Annotated in this window: 14 protein-coding genes; 8 read left to right on the top strand and 6 right to left on the bottom strand. The window is 67.2% G+C overall.

Annotation, left to right across the window (positions count from 1 at the left end; all coding sequences use genetic code 11):
- The first annotated feature begins 69 nt into the window (after window positions 1-69).
- Window positions 70-1,857 (top strand): methyl-accepting chemotaxis protein, encoded by a 1,788-nt coding sequence (locus ACN2C7_RS03520; RefSeq protein ID WP_419319889.1) that lies wholly within the window; start codon window positions 70-72, stop codon window positions 1,855-1,857.
- A 4-nt stretch (window positions 1,858-1,861) separates the two neighbouring features.
- Here the strand turns inward: ACN2C7_RS03520 and bfr are convergent, their stop codons facing one another.
- Together bfr and ACN2C7_RS03510 are read right to left on the bottom strand one after the other, a co-directional pair.
- Window positions 1,862-2,344 carry a bacterioferritin gene (gene bfr / locus ACN2C7_RS03515; protein ID WP_419319887.1) on the bottom strand — a complete coding sequence of 161 codons (483 nt, stop codon included), beginning with the start codon at window positions 2,342-2,344 and terminating at the stop codon, window positions 1,862-1,864.
- 118 nt (window positions 2,345-2,462) lie between these two features.
- Window positions 2,463-2,648 carry a (2Fe-2S)-binding protein gene (locus tag ACN2C7_RS03510; RefSeq protein ID WP_419319885.1) on the bottom strand — a complete coding sequence of 62 codons (186 nt, stop codon included), beginning with the start codon at window positions 2,646-2,648 and terminating at the stop codon, window positions 2,463-2,465.
- Window positions 2,649-2,802: 154 nt separating this feature from the next.
- Here ACN2C7_RS03510 and thiE point away from each other — a divergent pair, with 154 nt between their 5' ends.
- The 5 genes from thiE (at window position 2,803) to ACN2C7_RS03485 (ending at window position 7,666) form a co-directional block, all read left to right on the top strand.
- Window positions 2,803-3,456, top strand: a complete 654-nt coding sequence (gene thiE, locus ACN2C7_RS03505) for a thiamine phosphate synthase (RefSeq protein WP_419319883.1) — start codon at window positions 2,803-2,805, stop codon at window positions 3,454-3,456.
- Window positions 3,457-3,526: 70 nt separating this feature from the next.
- Window positions 3,527-3,937: a hypothetical protein gene (locus ACN2C7_RS03500; protein ID WP_419319882.1), complete on the top strand. Its 411-nt coding sequence runs from the start codon at window positions 3,527-3,529 to the stop codon at window positions 3,935-3,937.
- A gap of 352 nt (window positions 3,938-4,289) precedes the next feature.
- Window positions 4,290-5,084 carry an inositol monophosphatase family protein gene (locus tag ACN2C7_RS03495; RefSeq protein ID WP_419319880.1) on the top strand — a complete coding sequence of 265 codons (795 nt, stop codon included), beginning with the start codon at window positions 4,290-4,292 and terminating at the stop codon, window positions 5,082-5,084.
- A gap of 162 nt (window positions 5,085-5,246) precedes the next feature.
- Window positions 5,247-6,314, top strand: coding sequence for a glycerophosphodiester phosphodiesterase (locus ACN2C7_RS03490; protein WP_419319879.1), 1,068 nt, complete (start codon window positions 5,247-5,249; stop codon window positions 6,312-6,314).
- A 53-nt stretch (window positions 6,315-6,367) separates the two neighbouring features.
- Window positions 6,368-7,666 (top strand): hypothetical protein, encoded by a 1,299-nt coding sequence (locus tag ACN2C7_RS03485; RefSeq protein WP_419319877.1) that lies wholly within the window; start codon window positions 6,368-6,370, stop codon window positions 7,664-7,666.
- Window positions 7,667-7,683: 17 nt separating this feature from the next.
- Here the strand turns inward: ACN2C7_RS03485 and ACN2C7_RS03480 are convergent, their stop codons facing one another.
- Window positions 7,684-8,211, bottom strand: coding sequence for a hypothetical protein (locus ACN2C7_RS03480; RefSeq protein WP_419319875.1), 528 nt, complete (start codon window positions 8,209-8,211; stop codon window positions 7,684-7,686).
- A gap of 433 nt (window positions 8,212-8,644) precedes the next feature.
- Window positions 8,645-10,498, bottom strand: a complete 1,854-nt coding sequence (locus ACN2C7_RS03475; protein WP_419319873.1) for an ABC transporter transmembrane domain-containing protein — start codon at window positions 10,496-10,498, stop codon at window positions 8,645-8,647.
- 110 nt (window positions 10,499-10,608) lie between these two features.
- Here ACN2C7_RS03475 and rpmE point away from each other — a divergent pair, with 110 nt between their 5' ends.
- Window positions 10,609-10,833, top strand: coding sequence for a 50S ribosomal protein L31 (gene rpmE / locus ACN2C7_RS03470; RefSeq protein ID WP_419253331.1), 225 nt, complete (start codon window positions 10,609-10,611; stop codon window positions 10,831-10,833).
- 138 nt (window positions 10,834-10,971) lie between these two features.
- On the opposite strand, the gene ACN2C7_RS03465 is transcribed toward rpmE, so the two are convergent.
- Both ACN2C7_RS03465 and ACN2C7_RS03460 read right to left on the bottom strand, forming a co-directional pair.
- Window positions 10,972-11,484, bottom strand: a complete 513-nt coding sequence (locus tag ACN2C7_RS03465) for a DUF1465 family protein (RefSeq protein WP_419319871.1) — start codon at window positions 11,482-11,484, stop codon at window positions 10,972-10,974.
- Between the two features lie 173 nt (window positions 11,485-11,657).
- Window positions 11,658-11,864: a DUF1192 domain-containing protein gene (locus ACN2C7_RS03460; RefSeq protein WP_419319870.1), complete on the bottom strand. Its 207-nt coding sequence runs from the start codon at window positions 11,862-11,864 to the stop codon at window positions 11,658-11,660.
- Between the two features lie 90 nt (window positions 11,865-11,954).
- Here ACN2C7_RS03460 and ACN2C7_RS03455 point away from each other — a divergent pair, with 90 nt between their 5' ends.
- Window positions 11,955-12,929 (top strand): NAD(P)H-quinone oxidoreductase, encoded by a 975-nt coding sequence (locus ACN2C7_RS03455; protein WP_419319868.1) that lies wholly within the window; start codon window positions 11,955-11,957, stop codon window positions 12,927-12,929.
- The last annotated feature ends 86 nt before the right edge of the window (window positions 12,930-13,015 follow it).

Genomic DNA, 13,015 nt, shown 5'->3' with positions numbered 1-13,015 from the left:
TATCACCGGTGTCACGTTAACCCGCAACTATTGGGGCTCAAAGAAATGCGTTTGCGATTGTCTGGGGCAATGAACCTGTTTGGCGCGAGCCTTGCCGGCGGCCTCCTGGTTCTGGCGGCCGTTTCCTGGTTCGCCGTCGAGACGGTGCGCGTGGGCGGCCCTCTGTACGACAAGATCGTGGCGGGCAAGGACCTGACCGCCGACATCCTGCCCCCGCCGCTATACGTGATCGACGTCTATCTTGACGCCAAACTGGCCTTTGCCGCCGGCAGCTCGGCCGATCTGAAATATGCGACTGACGAACTGGTCAAGCATCGCGCCGAATACGACACGCGCCTGGCCCTCTGGCGCGCCGTCGATTTCGATCCGCAGGTAAAGTCCGTGCTGTTGGGTGAGTCCGACCAGCAGGCCCAGATTGTCTGGACGTCGGCGGACGCCATGTTCAAGGCCATGGCGGCCGGCGACACCGCGACCGCTACGGCCCAGGAAGCGCAAATGACCAAGGCCTTCGACGCCCATCGCACGGCCGTCGAACAGATCGTTCCCCTGATCGCCGCCGACAACGCCCGCATCGAGGCCGAAGCCCAGGCCAAGCAGGTTCAGCAACTGAGCCTGATGGGCGCGCTCTGCGTGCTGTTGGGCGCGGTCATCACCGGCGGCGTCTGGGCCATGAGCCGCGGCGTGGTGCGTCCGGTGCAGGCCATCACCCAGTATATGGGCCAGTTGGCGGCGGGCGACTACGAACGCGCCGTGCCCTTCGCCGGCCGTCACGACGAGCTGGGCGACATGGCCAAGTCCGTGGCGGTGTTCCGCGAGAACGTTCTGGAACGCCGGGCGCTACGCCAGGAGCAGGATGAGGAACGCCGGACCGCCGAGAGCGACCGCCGCTCCAATGAGGATCAGCGCATCGCCGCCGAGCAGAAGCGCGACAGCGCCATGCACAGCCTGGCCCAGGGCCTGGACCATCTGTCGGCGGGCGACGTCGCCTACCGACTGGAAACGGCCTTCGCGCCGGAATATGAGCGCCTGCGCGGCGACTTCAACGCCGCCGCCGAGAAGCTGACCCAGACGCTGAGTCAGATCCGCCAGTCCTCCAGCGGTGTGGGATCGGGCGCGGCCGAGATTGCCCAGGCCGCCGATGACCTGTCGCGCCGCACCGAGCAGCAGGCCGCCAGCCTGGAAGAAACCGCCGCCGCTCTGGACCAGATCACCTCGACCGTGCGCCAGACCGCCGACGGCGCCCGCAAGGCCGACCTGATCGTCGCTGACACCCGTCGCCAGGCCCAGGCCACCGAACAGGCCGTCGGCGCCGCTGTCCGCGCCGTCGGCGAAATCCAGACCTCGTCCAACCAGATCAGCCAGATCATCGGCGTCATCGACGAGATCGCCTTCCAGACCAATCTGCTGGCGCTGAACGCCGGGGTCGAGGCGGCGCGGGCCGGTGAAGCCGGCCGCGGCTTCGCGGTCGTGGCCCAGGAAGTGCGGTCTCTTGCCCAGCGCTCGGCCGAGGCCGCCAGAGAAATCAAGGTGCTGATCGGCACGGCCTCGACCAAGGTCAGCGAAGGCGTCGGCCTGGTCGGTCAGACCGGCAGTGCCTTGGGCGACATCCTGGAGCGGGTGGGCCAGATCGCCGCCCTGGTGACCGAGATCTCGGCCTCGTCACAGGAACAGTCGACCGGCCTGAACGAGGTCAATGTGGCCATCAACCAGATGGATCAGATGACCCAGCAGAACGCCGCCATGGTCGAGCAGACGACGGCGGCGGCGCATTCGCTGCGCACAGAGTCGGGACGCCTGGCCGAACTGGTCGGCCAGTTCAACCTGGAGCCGGCGACGCGCACCAGGCGCGCCGCCTGACAGGTCAGCCGGCCGGCAGTTCGCCCATGGCGCTCTGCAGATAGTTCTGCTCGCCGATCGACTTGACCAGGCCCAGCTGCATTTCGAGGAAGTCGATGTGCTCCTCGGTGTCGCTGAGGATCTCGCGCAGCAGCTCGCGGCTGACATAGTCGCGGACCTGTTCGCACTGGATGATGCCAGGGATCAGGGTCTCGCGGCCGCCGACCTCGACGGCCAGGTCCGAGGCCAGGCACTCGGGCACGGTCTCGCCGATCTTCAGCTTGTGCAGGTCCTGCAGGTTGGGCAGGCCTTCCAGGAACAGGATGCGATTGATCAGCTTGTCGGCGTGCTTCATCTCGCCGATCGACTCGTCATAGGTGATCTTGCCCAGGCGCTTGAAGCCCCAGTTGTCGTACATCCGCGCGTGCAGAAAATACTGGTTCACGGCGGTCAGCTCGTTGGTGAGCACCGCGTTGAGCAGGCGGATAATTCCGGGATCGCCTTGCATGGCGGGTCTCCTTGAAGTGCGAGTCGCGGCGACCGTGCGGCAAGGCGCGGCGGGCTTCAACCGCTATGTCTGCAAGTGTTTCGCGCTTTCACGGAAATCGTGGCGCGGCGGGCCAAACCTATTCGGCGGCGTAGGCCAGGGCCTGACGGCTGTCTTCGATCATCTGGCGCATCTCGCACACGCACTTGGCGCACTGGGCCTGACAGCCCTTTTGGCGAAAGATCTCGGCCGGACGGCTGGCGCCCGCGTCGATGGCGGCGCGCACTTCGCGCTCGCGGATGCCGTTACAGTTGCAAACGTACACGGAAGCAACGCCCTTGCCGAATGAGTGTCATTCTCATGTAGCGAAGGATGCGGCCTTTTGCAACTGACTCTCACTATGGTTCGCAGCGGACGAGGTCGTGACCCTTTGGGCTGACGACTTGGGCGCTGGCGCGAATTGGCGTAATTCCCGCGTCATGACCCTCGATTGCCGCCTCTATCTGATCACCCCGCCGGCCCTGAGCGACCTGGACGCCTTCGGCCTTGAGCTGAAAAAGGCCCTGGACGGCGGCGACGTGGCCGCGCTGCAGATCCGGCTGAAGGACGTCTCCGACGCCGCGATTGCGCAGGCCGTGGCGGTCCTCGCGCCGATCGCCCGCGCCCAGGGCGTGGCGGTGATCCTCAATGACCGGCCAGACCTCGCCGCCAGCCTCGACTGCGACGGCGTGCATGTGGGCCAGGGCGACACCCCCTACGCCGCCGCCCGCAAGCTGATGGGCAAGGACCGCATGGTCGGGGTCACCTGCCATGACAGCCGCCACCTGGCCATGGAGGCCGCCGAGGCCGGGGCCGACTATGTGGCCTTCGGAGCCTTCTTCCCGACCACGACGAAAGACGCCCCGACCACCGCCGATCCGGAAATCCTGTCGATCTGGCAGGAGGTGATGGAGACTCCCTCGGTGGCCATCGGCGGCATCACCGCCGACAACGCCGCCGGCCTGGCCACGGCGGGCGCCGACTTCCTGGCCGTCTCGGCCGGGGTCTGGGCCCATCCCCAGGGGCCGACCGCCGCCGTCGCTGCGCTGAACGCCGCGATCGCCGCAGGTCTGGCGGCGCGCAACCTCGTCTAACGACGTTATTGCGGGGCCGACCAGACAGGCCTAGCCTCTCCGTTAACCATAGGTTCCGGGGGGGAACGCGATGAACAAGCGACTCGTATTGTGCGTGGTGAGCCTGGCGGCTCTGTCTGTGGCGACCTACGCCCTGGCCGAAAACTGGAAGCCCTCGCCCGGCGAGGCCAAGACCTTCTATGACGAGGACTTTATGCGGGTGGACGCCAAGTCCGGCATGGTCCTGGTCCGCATCGCCGAGGGCAAGCCCAACGGTCCCTACAGGAACTGGCCGGCCGGCAAGGGGCCGATCATCATGTTCGCCCTGGACTGCGCGGCCGACAAGTGGATCGACCTGGGCATGGATTTCGTCGGGGACATGGGCCTGACCAAGGGCTGGCGGAACGGCGAAAAGATCGACGACGCCAAGGCCGCCGCCGGCAGCGCCGGCAAGCTGGCCTGCGAAGCCCGCGACAGCCTGCCCAAGGTCGATCTGCCCTAGGCCGGGCAGATGCTCCCCCTCAAGGGGAGCTGCGCATATCATCACAAGCGGTTGTCATCCCGGACGAGCGCGCAGCGCGAAGATCCGGGACCGACGCCTGAGCTCTGCGCTTCCGGCGGTCCCGGATCTGCCCCCGGCTTTCGCCGGGGTTGTCCGGGATGACAGCTTTTTTCGCGGCGACCTTGATGGGCAACAGGCCCTGCCCAGCGGGGAGCATTCGCCCCGCCTTGCTTTCGCGCGCGTCCGCGACTAGGTTCCGCGCCCAATTTCCCGATCTTTCTAACCGCCGCTCGCATATCCCCCGCCGTCTGCTCCAGACGCTGCGCAGGGGGACCTATGAGGAAAACCCGCCTTGGCCACTCCCTCCGCCCTTCTGAACGTGATGATCGACGCTGCCCGCAAAGCGGCGCGTGGCCTGGCTCGCGATTTCGGTGAAGTCGCCGAGCTGCAGGTTTCCAAGAAGGGCGCGGCCGACTTCGTCACCAATGCCGACCTCAAGGCCGAGCAGACCATCTTCGAACTGCTGGAAAAGGCCCGCCCCGGCTACAGCTTCCTGGGTGAAGAGCGCGGCCTGATCGAGGGCACCGACAAGACCCACACCTGGATCGTCGACCCGCTGGACGGCACCACCAACTTCCTGCACGCCATCCCGCACTTCGCGGTCAATATCGCCCTGCAGCGCGAGGGCGAGGTGGTGGCCGGCGTCACCTACAACCCCATCACCCACGACCTGTTCTGGGTCGAAAAGGGCAAGGGCGCCTTCCTGGGCGCCGAAAAGCGCCTGCGCGTCGCCGCCCGCCGCCATCTGGACGAGGCCGTGCTGGCCACCGGCGTGCCCTTCCTGGGCAAGCCCGGCCATGCCCAGTTCCTGAAGGAACTGCACCAGATCAGCCAGAAGGTCGCCGGCGTCCGCCGCTTCGGCGCCGCCTCGCTGGACCTGGCCTGGGTCGCGGCCGGTCGTTTCGACGGCTATTGGGAGCGTAATCTGGGCGCCTGGGACGTCTCGGCCGGCGTGCTGATGGTCGCCGAGGCCGGCGGCAAGGTCTCGACCATCGAGGAGCACGGCAACCCGGCCGAAGGGGCCTCGATCCTGGCCTGTAACCAGGAACTGCACCCGCTGGTGCTGGAGAAGCTGCGTCTGGCCTAGAGACCGCCAGACTCGCCCCCACCGGGCTGCTGCGCAGCCGTCCGCCCCCGGAGGGGGCGGATGATCTCGTCTTCCCCCTCCGGGGGAGGAGGGCCGCAGGCCCGGAGGGGGCCAGTGTTCACCCCTAGCCAAAGTGTCATGATGCAGCGCTAAATCGCCGCCATGACCCTGCTGACCCGTCGCGCCCTGACCACCGCCGCCCTCGCCGGCACCTTCCTGCCCGGCCTCGCCCGCGCCCAGGGCAAGAAGCCCATCGTCATCGCCCACCGCGGTGCATCGGGCCTGCGCCCCGAGCACACGGCCCTGGCCTATGAGCTGGGCATCGAGCAGGGCTGCGACTTCATCGAGCCCGATCTGGTCCCCACCAAGGACGGCCATCTGGTGGCCCGCCACGAAAACGAGATCGGCGGCACGACCGACGTCGCCGCCCGTCCGGAGTTCGCCGCCCGCAAGGCGACCAAGACCATCGACGGCCAGACGGTCGAGGGCTGGTTCACCGAAGACTTCACCCTGGCCGAGCTCAAGACCCTGCGGGCCCGCGAGCGCCTGCCGCAGCTGCGCCCGACCAGCGCCGCCTTTGACGGCCAGGCCCAGATCCTGACCTTCGACGAGGTGGTCGCCATCGCCCGGGCCGCCAGCAAGCGCACCGGCCGCGTCATCGGCGTCTATCCCGAGATGAAGCACCCCAGCTATTTCGCCTCGATCGGCCTGCCGGTCGAAGGCCGGATGCTGGACGCCCTGAAGCGCAATGACCTCAACTCGGCCGACGCCCCGGTGTTCGTGCAGTGCTTCGAGGTCACCCCCCTGAAGACCCTGCGCCCCCAGACCCGGGCCAAGCTGGTGCTGCTGGCTGACGCCGAGGGCGGTCCGCCTGACCTGCCGGGCGTCAAATACGCCGACCTGCTGACCGCCGAGGGCCTGAAGGGCGTGGCGGCCTATGCTGACGGCCTGGGCCCGCACCAGTCGCTGGTGATCCCGCGCGCCGAGGGCCTGCTGCCGGCCACATCGCTGGTCAAGGACGCCCACGCCGCCGGCCTGCAGGTGCACCCTTGGACCGTGCGGGCCGAGAACTATTTCCTGCCGCCGGCCCTGCGCCGGGGCGACGCCGCACGGCCCGATTTCATGGCCCTGCATGGCGAGGTCGAGCCGCTGCTCAAGGCCCTCTATGCGGCCGGCGTGGACGGCGTGTTCACCGACTTCCCGGGCCTAGCGGTCGCCGCGCGCGCTTGACCCTCTGACGCTCGCGGGTGCAGCCTGAACGCCTTGTCGCGTTGAGGCTTCTCATGAACACCCGTCTGGCCGTCCTGGCCGCCGCCTTGCTGCTGGGCGCTTCCGCGCCCGCCCTCGCCGCCTCTGCTGGCGGTCCAAAACTGGACGTCATCGCCAGGGATTTCGTGGCCCTGACGCTGGAGGCCGGCGAGCGCGAGCCCGGCTATGTCGACGCCTATTACGGCCCCAAGGAATGGGCCGAGGCCGCCAAGGCCCATCCACGCGCCGTGCCGGCCCTGAAGGCCGAGGCCCTCCGCCTGACCGCCGCGACCCGGGCCGTCGATGACGCCGCCCTCACCCCCGACGAGCGCCGCCGGAAGGCGTTCATGCTGGGCCAGCTGAGGGCGGCCGAAACCCGCCTGGCCATGCTGGAGGGGCAAAAGTTCAGCTTCCAGGACGAGGCGCAGGGCCTGTTCGGCGTGCGTCCGCCGCTGAAGCCGCTGTCGGACTATGACCCGATCCTGGCCCGCGTCGACGGTCTGGTCCCCGGCGAGGGCGACCTGGCCGCTCGCATCGACGCCTTCCAGAGCCAGTACGTCATCCCGGCTGACAAACTCGACGCGGTGATGAAGGCCGGCATCGCCGCCTGCAAGGCGCGCACCGAGGCGCACATCGCCCTGCCCAAGGGTGAAAAGTTCGACCTGGCCTTCGTCACCGGCAAGCCGTGGAGCGGCTACAACTGGTACAAGGGCGGCGCCCACAGCCTGATCGAGATCAACACCGACCTGCCCGTCGCCATCAGCCGCGCCGTCGACCTGGGCTGCCACGAGGGCTATCCCGGTCACCATGTGCTCAACGCCCAGCTGGAAGAGAAGCTGACCAAGGGCAAGGGCTGGGTCGAGTTCTCGGTCTACCCGCTGTACTCGCCCCAATCCCTGATCGCCGAGGGCTCGGCCAATTACGGCATCAGCCTGGCCTTCCCGGGCGCGGAAAAGGTCAAGTTCGAGCGCGAACAGCTCTATCCGCTGGCGGGCCTGGATCCGGCGACCGCCGACGCCTATGACGCCCTGATGACCGCCAAGGCCGATCTGGCCAGCAGCGAAAACACCATCGCCGACGCCTATCTGTCGGGTCGCATGGATAAACCCACTGCCATCGCGGCCTTGGCCAAATACGGCCTCAGCTCGGTGGCCCGCGCCGCAAAGCGCCTGAGCTTCATCGAGACCTACCGCTCCTACGTGATCAACTACAACCTCGGTCAGGACATGGTCCGGGCGCATGTCGAGCGGGTGGGAGCCAGCCAGGACGCGCGCTGGAAGGCGATGGCAGCGGTGATCAGCGAGCCGACAACGCCGGCGGATCTGGCGAGGTAGGGGCGACGGGGCGCCTTCTAGGCGGCCGACGGAGCGCCGCGCCGGAGATAGCGCCCGCCGCGGTAACCGGCCCAGAAAAGCGTTAGAAGGACGATCTCAAGCGCCAGTTCGAGCACGGTTCGCCAGACCGGCGTCGCCATGGCCGCATGCGGCGTGAACAGGCCCAATACGCTCATCAGGACACTGTAGGCGGAGAATAGAAACATGATCAGTGGGATCAGCATCGTCCTGCGCCGCCACTGGATTACGCCGAAGACCAGATAGGCGACCCCGACGAGCGCCACCATGCCGAGCGCAAAACCAAACACGCCGGTCTGGATCGTATCCATCATGGCGGCCGAAATCTGACTGTCCTTGGCCGGGGGCTTGGGAACTCCGGCCATGGCGACGAACATCTTGTCCCGTGTGAGGTAAAGCTCAACGAGGCCTTGGACCGCCGATGCGACCGAAAGGAACGCGCCGACGGCTCCTGCTCGGGCGGCAGTGCTGGCCTCCTGCTCGGTAAGCAGGGGCTTAAACGGACTGAGCACGCTTAGCTTGGACACGATACCCCCGATACAGGGGTTGAATGATCACAATTTGCAACCTCAGGGTCAACCGCCCATCGTCCGCCTAAGTGGAAGTCGGACGCCGGTCCATCCTAGGCGCATCGACGCGGGGCGAAGCCGGGCTATCTTTATCGAGACTGTCGGCCCAGGCCTCAATCGCGGCCTGATCGATGAACCGCCCCGCATCGACGTCCGCCATGCCTTCGAGAGGCATCTCGTGGCGTTGTTCGCTGTCGAAACCCTCGGCTATCAAAAGACACCTTCTTCTCCGCTCCCCCCGGCGAAGGCCGGGGGCCCAGATTCAGCCTGAGCGTTTGGAGATGATGCGCCTTCGACCGCGCAAAATCACGGCGGCATGTGGGTTCGATCTGGATCCCGGCCTTCGCCGGGAAGAACGGATTCTGGGTGGGCGAAGACTTCGGCCCTTCCTCTAAGCCGCCTCCACCCCGAACTGCAGTTTCGCCAGCCGCGAATACAGCCCGCCGCGCGCCGAAAGCTCGGCGTGGGTGCCCTGTTCGACAACCCGGCCGTCTTCCATGACCACGATGCGATCGGCCTTGAGCACGGTGGCCAGGCGGTGGGCGATGACCAGGGTGGTGCGGCCACTCATCGCCTCGTGCAGGGCCTGCTGGACCAGGCGCTCGTTCTCGGCGTCCAGCGCGCTGGTGGCCTCGTCGAGCAGCAGGATCGGCGCCTGGCGGACCAGGGCCCGGGCGATGGCCAGGCGCTGGCGCTGGCCGCCCGACAGGGTCTTGGCCCGCTCACCCACCGGGGTGTCGAAGCCCTGCGGCAGGGCTTCCAGGAAGCCGGTGGCCTGGGCGGCGGCGGCGGCTTCGCGGGCTTGCGCTTCGGTGGCGTCCTCGCGGCCAAAGCGGATGTTGTCGAGCGCCGAGCCCGAGAACAGCGGCGAGTCCTGGGCCACCAGGGCCATGCGCTGACGCACCTCCACCGGGTCGGCGTCGCGCAGATCCACGCCATCGAGGCGGATGACGCCCTCCTGCGGGTCGTAAAAGCGCAGGAGCAGGCGCAGGACGGTGCTCTTGCCCGCCCCTGAGGGTCCGACCAGGGCGACGGTCTCACCGGGCCTGACGGTCAAATCAAAGCCTCGCAGGGCCGGCAGGTCGGGACGGCCGGGATAGGCGAAGGTGACGTTGTCGAAGGCCACTGCGCCCGTGGCGGGAACCGGCAGGGTCCTGGGCTTCTCCGGCGCGGCGATGCCGGGCTGCGAGCTCAGCAGTTCGGCGATGCGCTCCATGGCCCCGGCGGCCTTCTGAACATCGCCCCAGACCTCGCCCAGAGCGCCGATCGAGCCGGCCGCCATGATGGCCAGCAAGGCGAACTGGGCCAGGGTGCCGGGGGTCATCTCGCCCGACAGCACCAGATGCGCGCCCGACCACAGCAGCAGGGTGATGCCGCCAAAGGCCAGGACGATCACCACCGCCGTCATGCCGGCCCGGGCGGTGATGCGCCGCACCGAGGCCTGATAGGCCATCTCGACCGCCTCGCCGAAGCGGCTGTCCGAGGCCTTTTCGCGCCCGAAGGCCTGAACCGTGTCCAGCGCGTCCAGGCTCTCGCCGGCATAGCCCACAGCGTCAGCGAAGCGGTCCTGGGCGGTCACGGACAGCTTGCGCACCTTGCGACCCATCAGGAACATCGGGGCCAGGATCACCGGCACCATCAGCACGATGAAGCCCGCCAGCTTGGGGCTGACCACGGCCATGTAGCCCAGGCCGCCCACCAGGCTGAGAATGTTGCGCACCGCCACCGAGGCCGAGGTGCCGACCAGCTGCTCGATGATGGTCACGTCCGTGGTCAGGCGCGACAAAACCTCGCCGGTGCGGGTTTTGAGGAAATAGGCCGGATCCAGGGTCAGGGTGTGGCCATAGAGCGCCCGGCGCAGGTCGGCGACGACCCGCTCGCCCAGCCGGGTGACGAAGAAGAACCGCAGCGAGGTGGCGACGGCCAGCACCAGGGCCACAACCCCCAGGCCGATGAAGGCGCCGTTGACGGCCGAGGCCGCGCCGGTCGCAAATCCCTTGTCGATAACGGTCTTGAAGGCGGCGGTCAGACCCAGGGTGGCGCTGGTGGAGAACAGCAGGAAGAAGCCCGCGGCCAGGGCGTCGCCGATGTGGCGGCGCACGAAGGGCAGCAGATGGGCCAGGGGACGGATGTCCTTGCGGCGGGGCCGCCGGGCGGCCGCCTCGGCCATGCCCTGAGCCAGTTCGGCGCCGGCGCCGGGGCGTCCCTCGACCGAAATATCCCCGCCGTGTACGTCGGTCATCAACTGTCCCTTGCCAAATTCGCGCGTGTTCTTTATAGCCGCGCCTCTTCGAGGGCCACCCGCAAGGGCGTCCGCTCACCAACTTTCACACCGCCAGTCGGTTGGACCGCCCGATGAAACAAGACATTCACCCCGACTATCACTTCATCACCGTCACCATGACCGATGGCACCACCTATCCGACCCGTTCGACCTACGGGAAAGAAGGCTCCGTGCTGGCGCTGGATATCGATCCGCGCGTTCACCCGGCCTGGACCGGCGGCAACGCCCACATGCTGGACCGTGGCGGCCGCGTCTCGCGCTTCAACGCCAAGTTCGCTGGCTTCACCAAGAAGTAAGCACGCTCGCCGCAAGGGCGACGAAAGGCCGGTCCCGCACTCGCGGACCGGCTTTTTCTGTGTCTGGTGTTCAGGCGTCAAAAAAGCCCGCCATCTCGGTCGAGATGGCGGGCTTTTTGTTGCGCGGAATGGAGTGGATCAACTGCCCCCGAACGCCGCCGTGAGGCGGTCGAACTGGGCCTGAACCGGGCGGGGCGCGTCTTCGAGGGCGATCTCGACATACATGCGCTTGTCCAGATGGCGCACGCGCTCGTACAGGCGCTCGGAGCGCTGCAGCAGGTTGACCAGGCCGTAGGGCAGTTCCTCGACCGCCGCGCCGACCACGGCGACTTCCTCGGCCAGGCGATAGCTTTCAGCGCAGGCAGCCTCGGGGGCCATCTCGCCTTCCTTGACCGCGCGCTGCACCAGCAGCCAGGAGGCCACCTGCATCAGGCGAGTGGTCAGACGCATGCTTTCGGTGGCGTAGGCCAGGGCGGCGTTGCGCGAGAGGATCTTGCTGTCATGCCGGCCCGCGCCGTCGAGATAGCCAGCCGTCTCCTCGACCAGCATCATGCCTTCCTCGAACGTGCGGTCAAACAGCTCCGATTTCGCGAAGTCCTGGATGACCCCCGCGCGCCAGGGTGTCGACGCGGATGCGTTCAGATCGGTCATAGGTACTCAATGCCCCTTCGAAAGGCCGCGAGAACGTCTCGCTTGGAGCAGGGACTGCAACCCCCGTGCCAACCGACGCCGTCCCGTTTCGCGACCTGCCCCCTTCGAACCTCGACGCATACGCAGCGAAGGCGGCTTGCCGCCTTTAGACATTGATTAGGGTAAATGAATCCCTAGTCGAGGCGACCAAACAGCGCATTGGCCGCGTCGCGTCCAGCGCGCTTCTTGTCCAGCTGGGCCTTTGTGCGGGTGATCTCGGCCTGGAGGGCGTCGATGCGCTCCTCCAGCTCGGCGACCCCATAGATTTCAAGGTCTTCGTGCGTCGTCTCATTCAGGGCGCGACCGCTGAAAGCGCGCGGCTCGACGGGTTCCTCGAACATCGACTGGCTCCCTAGACCTATGAACGTCCTTTTCGTTCGTTCATCTGACGCCTACCTAGGACGCAAGGCAAGCTTGAGGGATCAGAGACCATGTCGGATGCGATGACCGCGATCGCCATCGAAGGCGGCAAGGGGCCCGCCGATGCGCTGGTTCCCACCACGCTGGAGCGGCCCGTTCCGCGCGCCGGAGAGATCCTGATCAAGGTCGCGGCGGCCGGGGTCAATCGCCCCGACATCATCCAGCGCCTGGGCTATTACCCACCCCCGCCGGGCGCGCCGGTCACCCTGGGCCTGGAGGTCGCGGGCGAAGTCATGGTGGCGTCGGGCCGCTGGAAGATCGGCGACAAGGTCTGCGCCCTGCTAGGCGGTGGCGGCTATGCGCAATATGCCGTGGTCGACGCCCGCCACGCCCTGCCCGTGCCCGACGGTTTTGACATGGTCCATGCGGCCGCCCTGCCCGAGACGGTTTTCACCGTTTACGCGAATGTGTTCGAGCATGGCGCGCTGAAGGCCGGCGAAACCCTGCTGGTCCATGGCGGAACGTCCGGAATCGGAACAACCGCCATCGCCATGGCCAAGGCGGCCGGGGCCCGGGTCATCGCGACCGGACGCGGGGCCGACAAGAAGGCCAAGGCCCTGGAGCTGGGCGCCGACATCGCCGTCGACACCAAGACCGAGGACTTCGCCGAAATCGCCCGTGAGGCCGGCGGCGTCGATGTGGTGCTCGACATGGTCGGGGCCAGCTATTTCGACAAGAACCTGCACGCCCTCAATGTCGGCGGCCGCATCGTCTATATCGCCGCCCTGGCCGGCCCGGTGCTGGACGTGCCGATCATGCAGATCATGCAGAAGCGCGCGACGATCACGGGCTCGACCCTGCGCCCCCGCTCGGCCGACGAAAAGGCTCGCCTGGCCGCTGAGATCGAACGCGTCGTCTGGCCGTGGATCGCGGCAGGCAAGCTGAAGCCGATCGTCGACGCGACCTTCCCGCTGGAGGCGGCGGGCAAGGCCCACGCACATCTTGAGGCTGGGGAGCATGTTGGGAAGGTTGTGCTGGTGGCCTAGAAAAGTCTTCTCAGGTCTACGGCCGGGCACAAATAATAATTTCGCATGCGAAGCGGCACCGTGATCGATGGTATGCGAAATACCTC

Origin of the sequence: Caulobacter sp. ErkDOM-E (assembly GCF_048541895.1) — a bacterium.
In the GTDB taxonomy this organism is placed as follows: domain Bacteria; phylum Pseudomonadota; class Alphaproteobacteria; order Caulobacterales; family Caulobacteraceae; genus Caulobacter.
This window is presented reverse-complemented; position numbering and strand designations above follow the sequence as displayed.